21 protein-coding genes are annotated in these 20,374 nt (G+C 60.2%); 9 read left to right on the forward strand and 12 right to left on the reverse strand.

Annotated elements, in window-relative coordinates:
- The first annotated feature begins 17 nt into the window (after window positions 1-17).
- The 5 genes from G411_RS0109895 to G411_RS0109915 are packed head-to-tail and all read left to right on the forward strand — an operon-like array spanning window position 18 to window position 3,814.
- Window positions 18-680: a response regulator gene (locus G411_RS0109895; protein ID WP_022959043.1), complete on the forward strand. Its 663-nt coding sequence runs from the start codon at window positions 18-20 to the stop codon at window positions 678-680.
- On the forward strand, window positions 677-2,014 hold the full coding sequence (locus G411_RS20030) for an ATP-binding protein (RefSeq protein ID WP_022959044.1): 1,338 nt from the start codon (window positions 677-679) through the stop codon (window positions 2,012-2,014). Before G411_RS0109895 ends, G411_RS20030 begins: the two co-directional genes overlap by 4 nt.
- Entirely contained in the window at window positions 1,995-2,321 is a 327-nt protein-coding gene (locus tag G411_RS0109905) for a cupredoxin domain-containing protein (protein WP_022959045.1), read from the forward strand. Before G411_RS20030 ends, G411_RS0109905 begins: the two co-directional genes overlap by 20 nt.
- An 18-nt stretch (window positions 2,322-2,339) precedes the next feature.
- Window positions 2,340-3,113 carry an FTR1 family protein gene (locus G411_RS0109910; protein ID WP_022959046.1) on the forward strand — a complete coding sequence of 258 codons (774 nt, stop codon included), beginning with the start codon at window positions 2,340-2,342 and terminating at the stop codon, window positions 3,111-3,113.
- Entirely contained in the window at window positions 3,110-3,814 is a 705-nt protein-coding gene (locus G411_RS0109915) for a hypothetical protein (protein WP_022959047.1), read from the forward strand. Before G411_RS0109910 ends, G411_RS0109915 begins: the two co-directional genes overlap by 4 nt.
- 16 nt (window positions 3,815-3,830) lie before the next feature.
- On the opposite strand, the gene recG is transcribed toward G411_RS0109915, so the two are convergent.
- From recG to G411_RS20035, 3 genes are all read right to left on the reverse strand, one after another.
- The gene (recG, locus tag G411_RS0109920; RefSeq protein WP_022959048.1) at window positions 3,831-5,906 is read right to left on the reverse strand and encodes an ATP-dependent DNA helicase RecG; all 2,076 of its coding nucleotides are present in this window, start codon (window positions 5,904-5,906) and stop codon (window positions 3,831-3,833) included.
- The gene (locus G411_RS0109925) at window positions 5,906-6,835 is read right to left on the reverse strand and encodes a hydrogen peroxide-inducible genes activator (RefSeq protein WP_022959049.1); all 930 of its coding nucleotides are present in this window, start codon (window positions 6,833-6,835) and stop codon (window positions 5,906-5,908) included. The genes recG and G411_RS0109925 overlap by 1 nt, the downstream gene beginning before the upstream one ends.
- A 78-nt stretch (window positions 6,836-6,913) precedes the next feature.
- Window positions 6,914-7,903, reverse strand: a complete 990-nt coding sequence (locus G411_RS20035; protein WP_022959050.1) for an NAD(P)H-quinone oxidoreductase — start codon at window positions 7,901-7,903, stop codon at window positions 6,914-6,916.
- A 93-nt stretch (window positions 7,904-7,996) separates the two neighbouring features.
- Here G411_RS20035 and G411_RS0109935 point away from each other — a divergent pair, with 93 nt between their 5' ends.
- A complete protein-coding gene (locus tag G411_RS0109935; RefSeq protein WP_022959051.1) occupies window positions 7,997-8,866 on the forward strand; it encodes an SDR family oxidoreductase in 870 nt (289 codons plus the stop codon).
- Here G411_RS0109935 and G411_RS0109940 read toward each other — a convergent pair.
- The 4 genes from G411_RS0109940 to gmk form a co-directional block, all read right to left on the reverse strand.
- Window positions 8,861-9,241 carry a RidA family protein gene (locus tag G411_RS0109940; protein ID WP_022959052.1) on the reverse strand — a complete coding sequence of 127 codons (381 nt, stop codon included), beginning with the start codon at window positions 9,239-9,241 and terminating at the stop codon, window positions 8,861-8,863. The genes G411_RS0109935 and G411_RS0109940 overlap by 6 nt on opposite strands.
- Before the next feature lie 37 nt (window positions 9,242-9,278).
- Window positions 9,279-11,465: a bifunctional GTP diphosphokinase/guanosine-3',5'-bis pyrophosphate 3'-pyrophosphohydrolase gene (gene spoT / locus G411_RS0109945; RefSeq protein ID WP_022959053.1), complete on the reverse strand. Its 2,187-nt coding sequence runs from the start codon at window positions 11,463-11,465 to the stop codon at window positions 9,279-9,281.
- 23 nt (window positions 11,466-11,488) lie between these two features.
- Entirely contained in the window at window positions 11,489-11,752 is a 264-nt protein-coding gene (rpoZ, locus tag G411_RS0109950; protein ID WP_022959054.1) for a DNA-directed RNA polymerase subunit omega, read from the reverse strand.
- Between the two features lie 79 nt (window positions 11,753-11,831).
- A complete protein-coding gene (gene gmk / locus G411_RS0109955) occupies window positions 11,832-12,443 on the reverse strand; it encodes a guanylate kinase (RefSeq protein ID WP_022959055.1) in 612 nt (203 codons plus the stop codon).
- Between the two features lie 169 nt (window positions 12,444-12,612).
- On the opposite strand from gmk, the gene G411_RS0109960 reads away from it, so the two are divergent.
- Window positions 12,613-14,655 (forward strand): BCCT family transporter, encoded by a 2,043-nt coding sequence (locus G411_RS0109960; RefSeq protein WP_022959056.1) that lies wholly within the window; start codon window positions 12,613-12,615, stop codon window positions 14,653-14,655.
- A 3-nt stretch (window positions 14,656-14,658) separates the two neighbouring features.
- Here G411_RS0109960 and G411_RS0109965 read toward each other — a convergent pair whose 3' ends face one another.
- The 4 genes from G411_RS0109965 to G411_RS0109980 form a co-directional block, all read right to left on the reverse strand.
- Window positions 14,659-15,570, reverse strand: coding sequence for a DMT family transporter (locus G411_RS0109965; RefSeq protein WP_022959057.1), 912 nt, complete (start codon window positions 15,568-15,570; stop codon window positions 14,659-14,661).
- Window positions 15,571-15,723: 153 nt separating this feature from the next.
- Window positions 15,724-16,143 carry an MAPEG family protein gene (locus G411_RS0109970; protein WP_022959058.1) on the reverse strand — a complete coding sequence of 140 codons (420 nt, stop codon included), beginning with the start codon at window positions 16,141-16,143 and terminating at the stop codon, window positions 15,724-15,726.
- A 46-nt stretch (window positions 16,144-16,189) separates the two neighbouring features.
- The gene (locus G411_RS0109975) at window positions 16,190-16,759 is read right to left on the reverse strand and encodes a TetR/AcrR family transcriptional regulator (protein ID WP_022959059.1); all 570 of its coding nucleotides are present in this window, start codon (window positions 16,757-16,759) and stop codon (window positions 16,190-16,192) included.
- Between the two features lie 92 nt (window positions 16,760-16,851).
- Complete coding sequence (locus G411_RS0109980) at window positions 16,852-17,745, reverse strand: YicC/YloC family endoribonuclease (protein ID WP_022959060.1); 894 nt, start codon at window positions 17,743-17,745, stop codon at window positions 16,852-16,854.
- 81 nt (window positions 17,746-17,826) lie between these two features.
- Between G411_RS0109980 and rph the strand changes: the two genes are divergently transcribed.
- A complete protein-coding gene (gene rph / locus G411_RS0109985; protein ID WP_028968323.1) occupies window positions 17,827-18,558 on the forward strand; it encodes a ribonuclease PH in 732 nt (243 codons plus the stop codon).
- Between the two features lie 19 nt (window positions 18,559-18,577).
- Here the strand turns inward: rph and G411_RS0109990 are convergent, their stop codons facing one another.
- The gene (locus G411_RS0109990) at window positions 18,578-19,360 is read right to left on the reverse strand and encodes an exodeoxyribonuclease III (RefSeq protein ID WP_022959062.1); all 783 of its coding nucleotides are present in this window, start codon (window positions 19,358-19,360) and stop codon (window positions 18,578-18,580) included.
- A gap of 360 nt (window positions 19,361-19,720) precedes the next feature.
- Between G411_RS0109990 and pyrE the strand changes: the two genes are divergently transcribed.
- Entirely contained in the window at window positions 19,721-20,374 is a 654-nt protein-coding gene (gene pyrE / locus G411_RS0109995; RefSeq protein ID WP_022959063.1) for an orotate phosphoribosyltransferase, read from the forward strand.

Below are 20,374 nucleotides of genomic sequence, written 5' to 3' on the forward strand. Positions count from 1 at the left end.
AAAAAGGTGAGCAATTTTTGCGTGTACTGCTGGTAGAAGATGACCGCTCGCTGGCCAGCGGTATCAAGACGGCCTTAACTCGGGCGGCCCATGCGGTGGACCATGTGGACAATGGCGCCGAGGCATTGCGTTTTGCCCGCGACACGCCTATCGACATGGTGGTACTGGATCTGGGCCTGCCGGATATGGATGGCCTGTCGGTGCTGCGCGAGTTGCGTGCGGCAGGCAGTACGGTGCCGGTACTGATTCTCACCGCCCGCGATGCCCTCAACGACAAACTCGCCGGGCTGGATAGCGGCGCCGACGACTACCTGACCAAGCCCTTTGCGGTAGAGGAATTGCTGGCGCGCATCCGCGTGCTGGGGCGTCGTGGCAATGAGCTTCAGGACAACCAGCTGAGTCTCGGTCCGGTACAGATCAACCTGGCCCGCCACGAAGTCAGCCTGCACGGCGAGCCGATCAAACTGTCGCGGCGGGAGTTTGCGCTGCTGCGGGCGCTGGCCGACCGCCCCGGTCAGGTGTTCAGTCGCGAACAACTGGAAGAGAAGCTCTACAGTTGGGACGACGATGTCAGCAGCAATACCATCGATGTGTATATCCACAATCTGCGCAAAAAGCTGGGCACGGGACTGATTAAAAATATTCGCGGTGTGGGCTATGTGCTGGAGCCGGGAGCGTGAGATCACTGCGACGCTTCCTGCTGATCAGCCTGCTGGCGGTGTTGATGCTCAGCAATTTTGTGGCAGCGCTGCACGGCTATCGGGCGAGCATGGCCAAGGCCGAGCAACTGCTGGACGACAAGCTGTTCGACATGGCCGGGCATTTTCTGGCGATGCCGCTGCCCGATGGCGCGTCGCCACCGGTAGACGAGCAGCTCCAGGCTTTTCAGATTATCGATGACCAGGGGCAACTGCGCTGGCGCTCGGTGCAGATGCCGGCAACCGCGCTGCAATTGCCAGATGGCTTTTCCGAAGACAACGTGGGCGGCTACCGCTGGCGCATGTTGCAGCGGCGCGGCGGCGAGCCGCAGCGCACGGTGATTGTGGCCGAGCGGCTGGACCTGCGCTACCAGCTTGCTGAAAACGTGATTATGGAATCGGTGGTGCCGGTGTTGCTGGTGGTGCCGATCGTCGGTTTGCTGGTGTGGCTGATTGTCGGCCGCGGGCTGAGCAGCCTGACCCGGCTGGCAACGCTGCTGCGCGGCAAGCGCAGCGATGATTTCAGCCCCGTGCGCGTGGCGCGCGCGCCGGAGGAGTTGCAGCCGGTGCTGGATTCCATTAACCAGCTGCTGCAGCGCCTCGACGCCGCCTTCGAGCGGGAGCGGCGTTTTTCGGCCGATGCCGCCCACGAGCTGCGCACGCCGATCAGTGCGATTCAGATTCACCTACACAATTTACGCGCCGAGCTGAGCGCGCCCAGTGAGTCGCTGGAGTGCCTGAGCATGGATGTGGCACGCCTCGCCCATTTGGTTGAGCAACTGCTGTTGTTGCATCGCAGCGACCCCGAACACTATCCCCGCCAGTGGGAGACGATTGATCTGGCCGCATTGGCCCGAGAGGTGAGCAGCGCCTGCTTTACCGATATCGACGCCCGTCAGCAGCAGCTTAGCCTGCAGGGTGAGGCAAGCATTCAGGGCGACCGCTTTGCGCTGGGTATTCTGGTGGAGAACCTGCTGCGCAACGCCAATAAATACAGCCCGCCGGGGGCGCATATCGACGTGTTGATTCGCGACACCGACGACGGCGCCTGCCTGTGCGTGGAAGACTCGGGGCCGGGTATTCCGGAGGCGCAACTGGCGCGGGTACGCGAGCGCTTTTACCGGGTGGGCGGCGACCGCCATCAGTCCGGTCAGTCTGGTTGCGGCCTGGGTTTGTCGATTGTGGAGCATATCGCCCAGTTGCACGGCGCCGCGCTGCGGCTGGAAAACCGCGCGGAAGGCGGCTTGCGGGTGTGCGTGCAGTTTGCCGCAGAGACTAATGGAAGGAGAGAGGCCGATGCGCCGGGCAGTCATTAACGGGGCGCTGTTGCTGATCTTGTCGTCGGCTTGCCTGGCAGACAAGCCGGTGATCGAGCTGGTGATTCGTGATCATCTGTTTTATCCCTCGCAGCTCAAAGTGCCCGCTAACGTGAAATTCAAGCTGCGAGTCGACAATCAGGACCCCACGCCGGAAGAGTTCGAGAGTTATGAGTTGAACCGGGAGAAAGTCATTCTTGGTAAACGCCAAGCCATTATTTTCATCGGTCCGCTGGCGCCGGGGAGCTATCCCTTTTTTGGCGAGTTCAACCCCAAAACGGCCCAGGGCACGATGATTGCCGAGTAGCGCTAAAGGGAAGCGGTCATGTTATTAACCAGTGTTGTGATTGTATTGCGTGAAGTGCTGGAGGCCGCGCTGCTGATCAGCGTGCTCGCCGCGCTCAGGCAAATGCAGGGCGGGCGTGGGCGCGGTCTGTTGTGGGGGTTGATCGCCGGGCTGATGGCGTCGCTGCTTGTTGCGCGCAGCATGGGCGCTATCTCGGAGATGGCCGATGGCGTTGGGCAGGAGTTGTTTCTGGCCGGTTTGCATGGCGTGGTGTATGTCACTCTGCTAGTGATCGGCGCGCTAAGTATGCGTGAATCGGCGTCCGGTTCAGCGCTGATGGGGGGCTTGATGGCGCTGGTCGTGGCGGTGGCCCTTAGCCGCGAGGGCGGGGAAATCTACCTGTATATCTCCGCCTTCCAGCAGCAGGATGAGCTGCGTGGCAGCTTGTATAGTGGCTCGCTGGTCGGCCTGGGTATGGGGCTCAGTGTCGGGGTGCTGTTGTATTACGGCTTGTGTTCGCTGCCGCCGCGATGGGCTTATCGCGCCATGCGGGTCTTGCTGACGGTGGTGGCCGGGGCGATGGCCCTGCAGGCCGCGGGCTTGCTGATACAGGCTGACTGGCTGCCCGACGGCACGGTATGGGACAGCTCGGGCTGGCTGCCCGAAGACGGCGTTGCCGGGCAGTTGCTCTACGCGCTGCTGGGCTACGAGGCCACGCCGGCGCCCGCCCAGCTGACGATCTACGGCGCCGGTCTGGCACTGATGGCGGCGGTGCTGTACTGGCAGTGGCGCCGACAGGAGCGCGCGCGATGAAAACTATCGGGATAGCGGCGCTGACCGCGGCCATCAGCGTGCCTCTGTGGGCGGACGGCCTGCCGGTGGACCGCCTGTATTCACCCTATGTGCACCCGCTGGAGAAGGAGCTGGAATACCGCTATCTCCAGGCTGACGGCGGTCTTCAGGCGCCCGAGGGTCTGCATGTGCAAAAGCTGGGCTTTGGCGCGGCGATCAGCGAGCGAGTGGCACTGGAAGCTTATGTGATAGCCGCCGATACCCAGTTCAGCGACCGTATTGAAGCCGTTGAGCTGGAGGCGCGCTGGCAGCTTACCGAGCAGGGAGAGTACGACAGTGACTGGGGCCTGCAGCTTGAGTACGAGCAGGATCGCGAGGGTGATGAGCGGGAATTGGCGGTCTCCTTGCTGGCGCAGAAAGACTGGGCATCCTGGCAGGGCATTGCCAATGCCTCGTTGATTCACGAAAAACAAAAGGGCCTGGGCAGTGAATTGGAGACGCGTCTGGCGCTGCAGGCGCGCTACCGCTATCGGGCGGCGCTGGAACCGGGGCTGGAGTTGTTTCTCGGCGAGGATTACCGGGGCATTGGGCCCGCACTTTACGGCACGGTGAAGCTATCGGCGGGGCGCTCGCTGCGCTGGGAGCTGGCGGTCATTGCCGGGCTGGATCGCGACAGCGCCGATCACGCGGCGCGCCTGCTGTTGGAATACGAGTTCTTTTAAGCGCTTTGCTCGCCCACTACACGCTGGCGTACAGGCTGCGGTCGGCCAGCCAGCGGTCGATGAGCGGTTGGACGTGCTCGGGGTGATCGCGCAGCAGTATCTGCGCCTGTTCACGCACGCTGTCCAGCAGGTGATCGTCGCGCTGCAGGTCGGCAATCCTAAAACTCATCAGGCCGGTTTGGCGGGTGCCTAACACCTCGCCGGGGCCGCGCAGTTGCAGGTCCTGTTCGGCGATCACAAAACCGTCATTGCTGTCGCGCAGGGCCGACAGCCGCTGGCGGCCATTGCGTGATAGCGGGCTTTGATAGAGCAGTACGCAGTGACTCTGCTGTTTGCCGCGACCCACCCGGCCGCGCAACTGGTGAAGCTGGGCCAGGCCCAGGCGCTCGGCGTTTTCGATAATCATCAGCGTGGCATTGGGCACATCCACGCCGACTTCGATAACGGTGGTGGCCACCAGCAGGTTCAGCGTGCCCGCTTTAAATTCGGCCATCACCGCCGCTTTTTCCGCCGGTTTCATCCGGCCGTGGACCAGCCCGACGCTCAGCTCGGGCAGGGCGTCGCGCAATAGCTCCCAACTTACCTCTGCGGCCTGGGCCTGGAGTTTGTCGGACTCTTCAATCAGCGTGCATACCCAGTAAGCCTGCTGGCCGCTCAGGCACACGGCGCGCAGTCGCTCAATAATCTGCTCGCGCCGGTCGTTGGCCAGTACCACGGTATTCACCGGGCTGCGCCCCGGTGGCAGTTCGTCGATCACCGAGGTATCGAGGTCGGCGTAGGCGGTCATTGCCAGTGTGCGCGGAATCGGCGTGGCGGTCATGATGAGCTGATGGGGCTGGCCCACCTGTGCCTCGCCTTTTTGTTTCAGCGCCAGACGCTGATGCACACCAAAGCGGTGTTGCTCGTCGATAATCACCAGTCCCAGTCGGGCGAACACCACCTCGTCCTGAAACAGCGCGTGGGTGCCCACCACCACGTGGGCACTGTGCTCGGCAACGCGTTGCTGGGCGGCGGCGCGGGCTTTGCCTTTCTGCTTTCCACTGAGCCAGGCGACCTCCAGGCCCAGTGGGGCCAGCCAGCCTGCAAAGCTCTGAAAGTGTTGTTCGGCGAGAATTTCGGTGGGCGCCATAATGGCGACCTGATAGCCACTGGCTACGGCGCGCAGCGCGGCCATTGCCGCCACCGCGGTTTTGCCGCTGCCAACATCCCCCTGTACCAGCCGCAGCATGGGGCTGGCGCGCAGCAGGTCGGCGCGAATTTCGGCGACGACACGTTGTTGCGCCCCGGTCAGGGTAAAGCCGAGCTGCTGCAGAAAGCCCTGCTCCAGCGCGTCGGGACCGTCCAGCATCGGGGCTGCCAGACGCTGGGCCTGCTTGCGCAGTTGTTGCAGGGCAAGGTTGTGGGCCAGCAGTTCTTCGAAGGCCAGTCGTTGCTGGGCGGGGTGCAGTCCTTGCTGAAGTTGAGTCAGCGAGGCGTCGACCGGCGGATGATGCAGATAGCGCAGGGCCTCGGCCAGTGTCCAGCGGCCGGGCAGCGCCGCGGGCGGCAACCATTCGGCGATAGGGTGACGGTCGAGATAGCTGAGCGCTTGCTCGCAGAGGCTGCGCCAGCGAGTTTGGGCAAAGCCCTCGGTGCTGGGGTAAATCGGCGTCAGGCGGTCTTCCACCGGCAGCGGTGACGTGCTGTCCAGCACCCGGTATTCCGGGTGGTAGAACTCCAGCCCGCTGGCGCCGCGCCGGGCTTCGCCAAAACAGCGCAGGCGAGCGCCTTTGCTGAGCTGCTGTTTTTGCGCAGCGTTAAAATGGAAGAAGCGCAGGGTGGTGGTGCCGGTGCCGTCGCGCAGCCGGCAGACCAGACTGCGGCGGCGACCAAAGACGATATCGGCGGCCAGAATCTCCCCTTCAATGACGACGTCGGCGCCGGGTTGCAGGCCACCGATGGGACAAATGCGGGTGCGGTCCTGATAGCGCAGTGGCAAGTGAAACAGCAGGTCCTGAACATTGCGCAGGCCCAGCCCCTGAAGTTTTTCCCGCAGGCGTGGGCCAACGCCCTTCAGGGCGCCGATGTCAACCTGGTGCAGGGCTTCGGTCATCAGGCGGCGGTGGCGGGCAGTTGTGCGCTGATCTGCTTCACCGCGCGGCTGATCACATCAATGGCCTGATGCCGGGGAAAGCTGGCTCGCCAGGCCAGCGCGATCTGCCGGGTCGGCGGTGTGCCTGCGAAGGGCCGGGTGCAGAGCAGGCCGCCGCCGTAGGTGCCTATCTGCGCTGCGGAGAGCGGCAGGATGCTGATCCCCAGTTTGGAGGCAACCATATGCTTCAGGGTCTCCAGCGAGCTGCCCTCAACCACGGACTGAAGTAAGCGGTCACTCTTGGCCATGTGCTGGCGCAATCCCGGGCAGGCATCCAGTACCTGATCGCGGAAGCAGTGCCCTTCGCCCAGTAGCAGCACATTTTGCTGGGTCAGGTCGTTGTGGTCGATGGCGGGCTTGGCGGCCAGCGGGTGATCACTGGGCAGCAGCACCACAAAGGGCTCTTCATAGAGTGGCTGAGTGACGACTTCCGGCTCGTTAAACGGCAGAGCAATGATGATGGCGTCGAGCTTGCCGCTGCGCAGGCGCTCGCGCAGCACGGCGGTCATATTCTCTTCGATATACAGTGACATCTGCGGCGCCAGCTCGCGGATCTGCGGAATGGTGCGGGGGTAGAGGTAGGGGCCCACGGTGTGGATGGCGCCCAGCGATAGCGGGCTGCCCAACGGGTCGCGACCCAGTTCGGCCAGCTCGCGGATGTGCTCAGCTTGCTCAAGCACGTGACGGGCCTGGGCAATGATGCGTTCGCCGATGGGCGTGGTGGTGACCTGCCCGCGATTGCGCTCGAACAGGCAGACTTCCAGTTCGTCCTCCAGCTTTTTAATGGCCACGCTGAGCGTGGGCTGGCTGACATGGCACTGCTCGGCGGCTTTGCCAAAATGCCCGGTTTCTTGCAGGGCGATGATGTAGCGTAATTCGGTGAGCGTCACAAAAAGGCCTTTTGCGATAGTCTTTAACTATTATGCGGGCCAGTGTACAACGCCCCCAGGCTGCTGCCTACTTGATTGTCAGTCGGCGTTCAGATCGAGCACGATCTTGCCGATGTGGGCGCCGCTCTCCATACGCTGATGGGCTTCGGCCACGGCTGCAAAGGGGTATACGCTGTCGATCACCGGCTTGAGTTCGCCGCGTCCCAGCAAGGGCCAGACGCGTTCGCGCAGGGCATTGGCTATGGCCGCTTTTTGCTCGCTGCTCTGGGCGCGAAGGGTGGAGGCGCTGAGCACAAGACGCTTCATCAGCAGCGGCAGGAAATTCACTTCGCTGCGGAAGCCGCCCTGAAAGGCAATATTGGCGATGCGGCCTTCGATGGCGGCCACCTCAAAATTGCGCTGCACATAGTCGCCGCCGACCATGTCGAGAATCACGTCGATGCCCTGTCCCTCGGTGTCTTTTTTCAGCACCTCGACAAAGTCTTCTTCGTTATAGTTGATCGCGCGACTGGCCCCCAGTGATTCGCAGGCGGCGCACTTGTCGGCATTGCCCGCCGTGGCGTAGACGGTGGCGCCCATCGCGCCGGCCAGGGTGATGGCGGTGGTGCCAATACCGCTGCTGCCGCCGTGAACCAGAAAGCGTTCGCCGGGGCGCAGAGCGCCGCGTTCGAAGACGTTGTACCAGACGGTGAAATAGGTTTCGGGCAGGGCGGCGGCTTCGACATCGCTCAGGGCGCCGGGAATGGGCAGACACTGACTGGCGGGGACCAGGACGCGGTCACTGTAGCCACCGCCGTTGCACAGGGCGCAGACCCGGTCGCCGGGCTTCCAGCCACTGACCCCGTCGCCGGTGGCAATCACGGTACCGGCGACTTCCAACCCCAGGATTGGACTGGCGCCAGCCGGTGGCGGATACAGTCCGTAGCGCTGCATCAGGTCCGGGCGGTTGATGCCCGCGGCACTCACGGCAATCAACACTTCACCGGGGCCGGGCTGACCGGGATTGTGGTGTTCGATATGCAGGCCGTGGTTGTCGTCGACGGCAATATAGCGGGCGGGTGCTGTCATGGTCTGTCCTCTGCGTTATGCTGCTGGGCCGATATCGGGGCAGGCCCTAGTATGCCTGAGCCCCGTCGAGGCTTGAACCGAGGTGGGAACAGTATGAGCAGCGCTGAGCAGAAACGGCTTTTGATTGTCGGTTGCGGAGATATTGGCAGTGGTGTCGCCGAGCATTTTCTGCAACGCGGCTGGCAGGTACAGGGTCTGCGCCGCCAGACGGACAAGCTGCCCGAGGGCGTTAGCGGTATCGCCGCAGACCTGAGTGATCCAGAGAGCCTGGCTGCGCTGCCGCCGCTGAGCGCCGACTATGTGCTGATGACACTGACGCCCGCGTCTTATACCGAGGATGGCTATCAGCGCATTTTTGAGCGCGCCATGTCGGCGTTGCTGGCGGCAATTTCTCCCGCGCCGAAGCGGCTGTTGTTTGTTTCCAGCAGCGGCGTCTACGGCCAGCGTGAACACGAATGGGTAGATGAAGACAGCCCCACCGAACCGCCGCGTTTTGCGGGTAAAAGCCTGCTGCGCGGCGAGCAGCTGGCGCTGGGCAGCGGCACGCCCTGCTCAGTGGTGCGCTTCACCGGGATTTACGGCCCCGGACGTTTTCAGATGCTGAAGAAGGTGCATAACGGGGAATGTGCGCCGACAGAGCCGCTGCACTACAGCAACCGGATTCATCGGGACGACTGCGTAGGTTTTCTCTGCCACTTGCTTGAGCGGGCCGATGCCGGTGAGGCCTTGGAGGCCTGCTATCTGGCCAGCGATGACGAACCGGTAGCCATTCAGGACGTGCAGCGCTGGCTGGCCGATCAGCTCGATGTTCCCTATGAACAGGGCGGCGCGCCGATCGCCCGCACGGGCAGTAAGCGATGTGCCAACCGCCGACTGCGCGAGAGTGGTTACGAACTGCGTTACCCCAACTACCAAAAGGGCTTCGCAACGGTGCTGGAGGGATTCAGGCCCGACGACTTATAACGCCAGAATGACTTCGATTTCCACCATGGCGCCGCGGGGCAGGGCGGCAACCTGCACGCAGGCGCGGGCGGGGTAGGGTTCGTCGAAGACTGAGGCCATCACCTCGTTCACGGCGGCAAAATCGCCGAGGTCGGTCAGAGAGATATTCACTTTCACTGCGTCGTTGAGGCTGCCGCCAGCGGCCTCAGCAACGGCGCTGAGATTCTTAAATACCTGCTGTGCCTGCTCGGTCACACCGCCCTCGATCATTTCCATGGTCTCGGGAAGCAGGGGAATCTGTCCGGACAGAAACACCATGTTGCCGGTTTTCACCGCCTGCGAGTAGGGGCCGATGGCTGCCGGTGCGTTGGGGGTGCTGATGATTTCTTTGCTCACAGTGATGGTCCTTGTTGCAGTGTGTTGACGGCGCGGATCAATGGCGCTCGCGGGTCACTTTCAAAACGGCGGGAATATTGCGAATGCGTCGCATGATGCTGGCCAGGTGTACCCGAGAGCGAACACCTATGACCAGATGAATGGTGCTGATTTTCGGGTTTTCGTCTTCGACGCTGATCTTTTCAATACTGCCTTCAGCGCCGTTTACCCGAGTCGCTAACACGGCGATAATGCCGCGCTGCTTGCTCAATTCAACTTTCAGCTCCACCGAGAAGTCGCGATCGATATCGTCGGCCCAGCTCAGTGGTACGACGCGCTCTGGAGTGCTGCGCAGCTCGATGCTATTGTGGCAGTTCTCGCAATGGACCACCACGCCCTTCTCCGAGCTGACAATCCCCACAATGTGGTCGCCGGGAATCGGGTAGCAACAGCGAGCAAAGTTAACCAGGAAGCCTTCGGTGCCATGAATGACCATGGTCTGTCGCTGGCTGGCAGCGGGCAGGCTGCTGTCTTCCTCTTCACTGCGGTCGTCCCGCAGGTTAAGCAGTTGGCGAGCGGTTAGGTAGGCCACGCGATTACCGAGGCCGATCTGTTCAAAAATATTTTCCGCCGACTTGGCGTGGGTGGCATCGACGAGTTGTGTCAGGTGCGCATCCTCGAAGTTATCGAGTGCCTCGTCCATGCTCGCCAGGGCACGCTCCAGCATGCGTTTGCCCAGTGACACGGCTTCGGCACGGCGCTGGTGTTTGAGGAAGTGGCGAATACCGCTGCGGGCTTTCGCGGTGACCACGAAGTTAAGCCAGGCGGGATTCGGTTGGGCGCCCGGGGTGGTAATGACCTCTACGGTCTGACCGCTTTGCAAGGGCTCAGACAGCGGCGCCAGGCGGCGGTTGATGCGACAGGCAACACAGCTATTGCCCACGTCGCTGTGCACGGCATAGGCAAAGTCGACAGCCGTCGCCCCGGCGGGCAGTTCCATGATGTCGCCACGCGGGGTGAAGACATACACCTCGTCGGGGAACAGGTCGATTTTGACGTTTTCAATGAACTCCAGCGAGTCGCCTGCGCGCTCCTGCATTTCCAGCAGGCCCTGCACCCACTGACGGGCGCGGGCGTGGCTGGAGTTACCTTTCGGCTCTTGTTCACTGGACTTATACAACCAGTGTGCGGCGATACCATTGTTGGCCATCTCTTCCATATCGCGGGTGCGAATCTGAATTTCGATGGGCACGCCTTGCATGCCGAACAGCACGGTGTGCAGAGACTGGTAGCCGTTGGCCTTGGGAATGGCGATGTAATCTTTGAACTGGCCGGGCACCGGTTTGTAGAGTCCGTGGACGCAGCCCAGTACGCGGTAGCAGGTGTCGACCGAGTCCACCACGATGCGGAAGGCATAGAGATCCATGATCTCTTTCAGTGATTTTCGCTTGTTGCGCATCTTGCTGTAGATGCTGAACAGGTGCTTTTCGCGGCCAATTACTTCGGCCTTGTGGCCTTCTTCAAGCAAGCAGTTTTCCAGACTTTCGCGAATCTGGTCGATGGTTTTCTTGCGGTCGCCAAAGCGAGTCCGAATCGCCTTGCTGATGCGCTGAGCGCGCATCGGATGCATGGCCTGAAAGCCCAGGTCTTCAAACTCCACGCGGATATTGTGCATCCCCAGACGCTGGGCAATCGGCGCATAAATTTCCAGGGTTTCGCGGGCGATGCGGCGACGCTTGGGCGGCGGCATCACCCCCAGGGTGCGCATATTGTGCAGACGGTCGGCGAGTTTGACGAGGATGACGCGAATGTCGCGGGCCATTGCCAGCGCCATTTTCTGGAAGTTTTCCGCCTGTTGCTCGGCTTTGGACTGAAACTCGATTCGGGTCAGCTTGGAGACCCCGTCCACCAGTTCGGCGACCGAATCGCCAAACTGCTCAGTCAGATCCTGCTTGCTGATAGCGGTGTCTTCGATGACATCGTGCAGCATCGCCGCCATCAGACTCTGGGCGTCGAGGTGCATCTCCGACAGGATGCCGGCAACCGCCAGCGGATGGGTAACGTAGGGCTCACCGCTGCGGCGGTTCTGCCCTTCGTGCGCCTGTTCAGCGTAGTAATAGGCGCGCCGCACCTGATTGATTTGCGATGCGGGGAGGTAACTGCTCAGGTTGTCGGCGAGGGCGTCGATGGACTGCGCCGGTTCCGGTCTGCTGTGCTGCGGATTGAAGAAGCTGTATTGGTGCATCGACGCCCCTGGCTCATGGGAAATTACAGCGCTTGCTGATCCAGTTCGACGCCCAGGTCCAGCTCAGGTTCTTCTGCGGCAGCGTCGGCAGCCATAATTTCTTCGCGGGTGATTTTGCCGTCGGCAATCTCGCGCAGTGCCAGTACAGTCGGCTTGTCGCCTTCCTCGGGAACGAGGGGGTCTTTGCCGCCAGTGGCGATGGCGCGGGCACGTTTGCTCGATACCATTACCAGTTCAAAACGGTTATCTACTGCCGACAGGCAGTCTTCTACAGTAATACGGGCCATGATTGCATCCTGATTTGCTGAGTCTCAGTGGCCGTGAACGCCACCGACAGTTATCCACAGTCTATCAAAAAGCGTGAGGCTATGTCAGCAGTGATGCGAGCAGCTCGCGATGGCGTTTTTCCTGCTTGGGCATTTGCAGCCGGTGGCTGACCAGAATGGCCCTCAGCTCCTCCAGTGCTACGTCGAAATCGTCGTTGATGATCATGTAATCCCCCTCGACATAGTGCGACATCTCTTCCACGGCGGCGGCCATGCGGCGTTGAATCACAGCGTCGTCGTCCTGACCGCGGCCGGTCAGTCGCTGCTGCAGTGCTTCTTTGGAGGGGGGGAGGATGAAGATGGCGGTGGTTGCAGGAATCAGTTTGCGCACCTGTTGCGCGCCCTGCCAGTCGATCTCCAGAATCACATCGTGACCCGTGGCCAGCGTATCTTCCACCCAGCGTTGGGACGTGCCGTAAAAGTTATCGAACACTTCGGCGTACTCGAGAAACGCTGATTTCTCGAGCATGGCTTCGAACTCCGGCTTCGATACAAAGTGGTAGTTCACGCCATCTTCCTCGCCGGGCCGCATCGGGCGTGTGGTGTGGGAGATGGATACCTGTAGTTGATCACAGGACTCAGTAAGTGCCTTTACCAGACTGGTTTTCCCGGCGCCAGACGGGGCCGAGATCACAAATAAGGTACCGCTCATCACGTCTCTCTACAGGGAATGTGGGGAAAACAACCGGGCTGGGAATGATAGCGCTGCTGGGCGGAGATAGCACGCCCTCCGCCGCCCAAATCGGCGCAACGATTTTTAATAGACGCTCCAATCTGTTAAGACTGAATAAGTAAATACACCCAAAAACAAGGAAAACGCTATGGAAAAGCCGTCCCACCGCCAGTCGACGGTGCTGGTTCCGGTCTTTGTCCCCGCCGTTGTGGTCATTGTCCTTCTGGTGCTGGGCACCGTCAGTAACCCGCAATTGGCGGGCGAAGTCTTTTCCTCAAGTCTGTCGTATGTCACCCGCAGTTTTGGCTGGTTTTACATGCTGTCTGTGGCGCTGTTTCTGCTGTTTATCGTTGGCGTTGCGCTCAGCCCCTGGGGGCGGATCAAGCTCGGCCCCGATCACGCCGAGCCGCAATACAGCTTCCCGGCCTGGTTCGCCATGTTGTTCTCGGCGGGCTATGGCATCGCACTGCTGTTTTTCGGGGTGGCCGAACCGGTATTGCACTACTCATCGCCGCCGCAGGGCGCGGCATTGACGGTCGATTCTGCGCGACAGGCGATGCAGATTGCTTTCTTCCACTGGGGGTTTCACATCTGGGCGATCTACGGATTGGTGGGGCTGGTGCTGGCCTATTTTGCGTTTCGCCACGGCCTGCCGCTGTCGATCCGCTCGGCGCTTTATCCGCTGATCGGCGATCGCATCTATGGACCGATTGGTCACGCGGTGGATGTGTTTGCGATTCTTGGCACCATGTTCGGTATTGCCACCACGCTGGGCTTATCCGTGGCCCAGATTAATGCCGGCCTGCACTATTTATGGCCGGAGATTCCGATAGGGAGCACGGTGCAGGTCATCGCGATCGTCATTATCTCTTGTCTGGCGATTCTTTCGGTGGTGGCCGGGATGGATAAGGGCGTCAAGCGCCTGTCCATCTTGAATATGACGCTGGCGATTGCGCTGATGATTTTCGTGTTCCTGGTCGGGCCTTCGATCCATATTCTGGAGAGCTTCCTGCAAAATACCGGCAGCTACCTCAACCATATTGTCGAGCGAACCTTTAATCTTCAGGCGTATAGTCGCAGTGACTGGATTGGTAACTGGACGCTGTTTATCTTCGGTTGGACGATTGCCTGGGCGCCTTTTGTGGGCTTGTTTATCGCCAAAATCAGCCGGGGTCGAACCATTCGTCAGTTCGTGTTGGGCGTGCTGTTTGTGCCCTCGATGTTTACCTTTCTGTGGTTTTCAATCTTCGGTGATACCGCCCTGCACTTGATCATGAACGAAGGCTACGAAGCGCTGATTCATCAGGTGCAGGCCGACCATACCATTGCCTTGTTCCAGCTTTACGAGCACCTGCCTTTTTCCTCGATTGTTTCGCTGATTACCGTCTTTTTGATCATCACTTTTTTTGTCACCTCATCGGATTCGGGCTCACTGGTTATCGATTCGCTGGCATCGGGCGGCTCGATCCACACGCCGGTCTGGCAGCGCGTATTCTGGGCCTCGGCTGAGGGGATTGTGGCGTCGACACTGTTGCTGGCCGGTGGTCTCAGCGCGCTACAGACCATGAGTATTATCAGTGCTTTGCCTTTCGCGCTGATTATGATTGCATCGGCCGTAGGGCTTTGGCGGGCATTGATTATTGAAAGCCATCGTCACGACAGTCTGCGCGTCGGGGTGCAGAGTCGCTTTACCGGGGTTGCCGGGCCGGAGCTCTGGCGGCAGCGTTTGAAGACGCTGATTAGCTTTCCTCGCCGGGAAGACGTCGAGACCTTCATCAATACCACGGTGCGGGACGCAATGAGCTGGGTAGAAGGCGAGTTGCGCCGTGAAAACTGGCGAACCAGTGTGACAGACGACCCGGCTATGCCGCGGATCTGCCTTGAGGTTCAGCGGCAGGGCGACGTGAATTTCATCTATGAAATTCGTCTGGTAGAGCACGAGCTGCCGGGGTATGCCTATCCGGAGATGCGTCGAGAGGAAAGCGATGATCTGCACTACTGCCGCGCTGAGGTGTTCTTGCGGCGCGGTGGCCAGTCCTACGACATTTACGGTTTCAACAAGCACGAGATCGCGACGGACATTCTCGATCACTTTGAGAAATATCTGCACTTTGTGCATGTGTCGCCGGGACATCTGCCCTGGGAGATGGACGAGCACGATGACATGCTGGCGCCGCCAGAGCAGGACTAGCGATCAGCTTGCCGCGTGACGGCGCTTCAGCGCTCCCTTGATGGACTGCTGCAGTGCCGGCCAGCGGTTGACCAGCATGGCGGTAAAAATCAGTCCGCAACCGGCCAGTTGCAGTCCACTCATGCGTTCACCCAGCCACAGGGTTGCCAATACGGCAGCCCAGACCGGCTCAAGAATCATAATAATGGCGCTGTGACTGGGCAGGGTTTTGCCCATCGCGTGGGTTTGCCATACAAAACGCAGACAGGTGGCGATAAACAGGCTGGCGGCAAACCAGCCCCAGATCGCCGCGGGTTGCTGGAAGGCGGGTGGCTCAAAGAATACGGCACACAGACCGGTGATGATGCCCGTCCAAAACAGCTGAATGGCGGTCAGCGGCATGGCCGAGATATGCGTCGCGGCGCGGCTGTTCAGCACAAACATCAGGCTCATGATTAACGCCGACGTGAGGAAGCACAGCTCCGGAATACCGATGTGGAACTCACCATCCAGCGACAGACAGGCCAGTCCGGCCATGGCAAAGGGCAGGGCAAAATACACATAGGGGCCGGGGCGCTCGCCAAACAGGCGGCTGATCAGTGGCACAAGCAGTAAACCCAAACTGGTAAGAAAGGCGCCAATGCCCACATGCGAGGTCAGCTTCAGGCCGAGTACCCAGAAAATCATTGAAATACCAAACAGGCCGCCCACCTGGCTGGCGGCGCGCCACTGTTTTGCGGTCAGTTTTTTCAGGCTGGGATAGCTCAGGGCGCCGAGGATCAACGACGCGCCGCCGAAACGCAGTGCCATAAACGTGAGTGGCGGGAGTCCGGCGACCGCTTCACGCGAAAAAATCCAGCCAGTGGACGCAACAATCGTTACCAGCAGCAGGAGTAAGTCGGCTTGAAAAGCGGAGGAGTTTTGGCGAGCGTTCACGTGTTGCCTACTACGACTGGATGAACAGGGCGACGACCGCGCTGAGAATTAACGGCATGCATCGCGCCAGTATACTCCCCCTCAGCCCTTCCGGCAGCTACTCTCGATTTACGATACGGCTCCCTGGTCGTGCGAAATAGTGGAGTGAGGGTGCTATAGCGACACCAGCAAGCTGCCCACCATCGCGAACATTGCCAGAATCTGGGTAAAAAAGGCGAGAAAACGCAGGGTCGCGATGCGCTCGCTCTGTGGCAGGGCAATGTGCACCGTACTCTGTACTACGCGGGCTCCCAGAACCGTTAGCGCCAGCGTGTCGAGCGTGGCGGATGCGACACCGGCGCTTTCCACGGCAAAGACAATGCAGGCGAACACTGGCAGGTTTTCAATGCAGTTCATGTGTGCACGCATTGCCCGGCCATACCAGGCTGAGCCATCGTCGGGGTTCGCGGTCCATTGGCTGATGCTGGCGCGTCCGGTGAAAATGCGGCTCCAGCGGTAAACACCTACAGTCGAAAACAGAATGACCAGTGTCCACAGGGCGAAGCCGAGGGCCGAGGCAACGGGAATACTCATCGTGGCGTCCTTTTCAGGCAGGATTAGAAGCTTGGTGTTAGAGCGGTTAGCGGTTTGCGGAGATGCCCAGCAGCCGGTTTACGATCTCGCTGTCGAGGGCATAAGCCGTTCCGGTTCCACGCGCAACCAGCGCCACACCGTCAATCAGTGCCATCAGATGTTCCGCCTCCACGCCGATGCGCTGGGCGTCCAGCGTGCATTCGCCGCGAGCTATTGCGCTGGCAATGGCAGTTTGTAACCACTGAAGTTGAATATCGAAAAAGCGCCGGGTCAGTGTTTGCAAGCGCTCCGGCAGCACGGTGACCTCGGCGGCGAGGGCGGCGCACAGTGGCAGCGTGCGGTCTGCGGATTTCTCGCTGAGCAGTGTGCTGAAGGCCATAATCTGCGTTGCCAGCGTCGGCTGTTCCGTTTGAATCTGTTGCAGGCGGGACGTCAGTTCCGCCAGGTGAGACTCCACGATTGTGATGCCGAGGGCTTCCTTGGTGGGGAAATGGTGATGAATGCTTGCCTTGCGAATACCCACCGCACTGGCGAGATCGGCATAGCTGAATGCCGCATAGCCGCGCTCCCTGAGCAGAAATTCAGCCTGACTCAGTAATTGCTCCCGGGTGTTCATCTCGCGTGTGCTCTCATTCGCTTGTTTTTGGAGAGACTACCATCTGGTAGGTAGGTGAGGCAAGCCGACGCTGAACTCGCGTGCTAGAAGATTTATTCGATGTTCTGGATCTGCTCGCGCATCTGTTCGATCAGCACTTTCAGCTCAACGGCGGCTTGGGTGCTTTCGGCAACGACGGCTTTGGAGGACAGGGTGTTGGCTTCGCGGTTGAGTTCCTGCATGAGGAAGTCGAGGCGTCGGCCGACTGCGCCGCCTTTCTGGAGGACGCGGCGCACTTCTTTTACGTGGGTGTCGAGGCGGTCCAGCTCTTCGTCGACATCGGCCTTTTGAGCGATCAGTGCCATTTCCTGCTCTAGGCGTTCCGCGTCGAGTTCAGCCTGCAGTTCGGCCAGGCGGCTGCGCAGTTTGTCGCGCTGACCGCTGACGATCTCTGGCATGCGGGCACGCAGGTCGGTGACAATCTCGCTGATACTGCTGAGGCGCTGTTCAATGAGCAGCGCGAGTTCGTCGCCTTCGCGCTGGCGGTTGGCGCGCTGGTCGTCGAGGGCGTCGACAAAGGCGGCCAGCAGGTCTTTGGTAATGGTGTCGCCATCCAGTTCGCCGCTTTGCATGACGCCAGGCCAGCGCATGATGTCCAGCACATCAATCGGTGCGGCGTGAGCGATATCGGTGCGCAGCTGGTGGGCGGTGTCCAGCAGTTGCTGAGCAAGGGTCTTATTGAGCTGCAGTTGTTGGTTCTGATCCTGCAGGCTCAATCGCAATGAGCATTCGACCTTGCCACGTTGCAGGGCGTTGCGCAGGCGGTCGCGCAATTCGGGTTCCAGTTGCCGCCAGCCTTCAGGTAGCTTGAATGACAACTCCAGGTAGCGATGATTGACCGAACGCAGCTCCCAGATAGCGGTGCCCCAGGGGTGTTCGCTGCGGCGGTGGGCGAAGGCGGTCATGCTGGAAATGGTCACGGTAACCTCAGTGCTCAATAGCGTCATGTTGAACAGCCATTGTATCGGTAAACGGCCTTCGCTTCAGGCCCTCCCTAGCCGGTATACTTTGCGGCTGAGACATAGGAGATGATTATGACTGTTGTTCGACCCAGCGGTCGCGCCGGTAACGAAAAGCGCGAAACCCGTATTACCCGCCATTACACCTGTCACGCTGAGGGTTCGGTACTGGTGGAAACCGGCGCCACCAAAGTGCTGTGTACCGCCTCGGTTGAGGCCAGTGTGCCGCCGTTTCTGCGCGGCAAGGGCCAAGGTTGGGTGACGGCGGAATACGGAATGCTGCCGCGTTCTACCGGGTCTCGTATGGCGCGAGAAGCGGCGAGAGGCAAGCAGTCCGGGCGGACGCAGGAAATTCAGCGACTGATTGGCCGCTCGCTGCGCGCGGCTGTCGATCTGACCTTGCTCGGCGAACACACCATTACGCTGGACTGCGATGTCATTCAGGCTGATGGCGGCACGCGTACCGCGTCGATCACCGGCGCTTGTGTGGCCATGGTCGATGCCATCCGTTCACTGCAGCGCAGCGGCGCGATTGACGGTGATCCGCTGAAGCAGATGGTGGCTGCTGTATCGGTCGGCGTCTATCAGGGGCAGCCCGTGCTGGATCTGGATTATCTGGAAGACTCCAGTGCCGAGACGGATATGAACGTGGTGATGGACGAAAGTGGCGGCATGATTGAAGTGCAGGGCACTGCAGAAGGAGCGACGTTCAGTCGCTCAGAAATGAATGCGATGATGGATTTGGCTGAGCAAGGTATTGCTGAGCTGATCTCTGCACAGCGGGCAGCGCTGGTCGAGTAAGTCGGCGGAGGGCGCCTTTTTAGAAGGCGCTCTCCGGCAGTTCGTAGTCGTAATCCATAATCAGCGGGGCGTGCTTGCCGAACTGCTGAACCTTGTAGATGGCGCCATGCTCAACGCGGCTTTGCAGGCGTTCTGATACCACCTGGTAGTCAACCCGCCAGCCGTTTTTACCCGGCTCACCGTCGGGCCAGTAGCTGAACTCATCGGCATCGCTGTTGACCAGCCGGAAGGCGTCGGCGTAGTGCTCGTCGTGGAACAGGCGTTCCATCCACTGCTGCTCTTCGGTCAGGCTGCCGGAAACGCCGTGATTGCCTTTCACATCCTGAATATCGATGCTTTTGTGGGCGATGCCCCAGTTGCCGCAAATGATGAAATCGCGGCGCTTGTTGCGCACTTTGTGCAGGTGGTTGTAGTACTGCTCAAAAAACTGGTTCTTGCGAATTTGCGCCTCGGCATCGCCGTCCGGTACGGAGGGTGACAACAGGCTGCCGATGCTGATGTTGTCAAAGTCGGCTTGAATGTAGAGCCCTTCCATATCGAAATCGAGAAAGCCCAGCCCGGTCATAATCGCTTTGGGGAGCTGACGGCAGTAGATGGCAACGCCGTTGCTCTTGCCATCGGCGGCATCGAAGAAGTAGGGGTTGTATTCACGGGGAAAGAACACGTCGTCGCGGAGCTTGTACTCGGCAATGCCCAGGTTCTGCAGGCAGATGATGTCGGCATCCTGCTTCACGACCCAGTCAAAAAAGCCTTTCTCGGCGGCATCAGTGATGCTGTCAGCGCAAAAGCTGATGATTCTCATGCGGTTCTCGTACGTCTGGTGTGGGCAAAGTCGCCCAGGCTATGTGTATTGAAACTGTCCGCCAATTACGGTCTTGGCAGAGGGAGGTTGTACTTTGCCGCTGGCAGGGCGGGTAGTTATCTTGCCCGTATCCGGTCGGCAATTCCCACTGTAAACAGCATGTTAGACTACAATGAAACCCATTGGACAACAATCTGCAAGCGGTGAATGTCCGTAAAAACACCGCCAAAATCCGCTTTTTCGTTTCATATTCCCACATATTGCTCTGCATAAAGCGGGCCAGTGGCTGTGACGACGAAGTTCCGGGGCGTACAATACCGCCAATATGCCAACGTTTTTGTCAGTGAGTCATCGCCTTTCATGAGCATCAAACCGTATCAGCAGCAGTTTATTTCACAGGCCATCGACAGCAACGCGCTGTGTTTTGGCGAGTTTACGCTTAAATCTGGCCGCATCAGCCCCTATTTTTTCAACGCGGGGCGGTTCAGCAGCGGGGCATCACTGGCGGCGCTGGCGGCCTGTTACGCCGATGCGATCGTGGATTCGGGTGTCGAATTCGATCTGCTGTTCGGGCCGGCCTACAAAGGCATTCCACTTGCTGCGGCAACGGCCTGTGCGCTGGCGCAGCGCCACCAGCGCGACGTCCCCTTCGCTTACAACCGCAAAGAAGCCAAGGATCACGGCGAGGGTGGCACCATCGTGGGTGCGGAGCTGAAGGGCCGAGTACTGATTATTGATGATGTGATCACGGCCGGTACCGCCATTCGCGAGGCCATCACCATGATTGAAGCGGCTGACGCAGACGTCGCGGCGGTAGCGATTGGCCTAGATCGCCAGGAGCGTGGACGAGGCGAGCTCTCGGCCATACAGGAGCTGGAACAGGAGCGCCAACTGCAGGTCATAAGCATTGTCGGTCTGGCGGATATCATCGAGTATCTGCGCAGTGCCGCCAACGACCCGGCGCTGCTGAGCAGGGTCAGTGATTACCGGACCCAATACGGCGTTACACTGTAA

The sequence above is a fragment of the Spongiibacter tropicus DSM 19543 genome (genome assembly GCF_000420325.1).
GTDB lineage: Bacteria > Pseudomonadota > Gammaproteobacteria > Pseudomonadales > Spongiibacteraceae > Spongiibacter > Spongiibacter tropicus.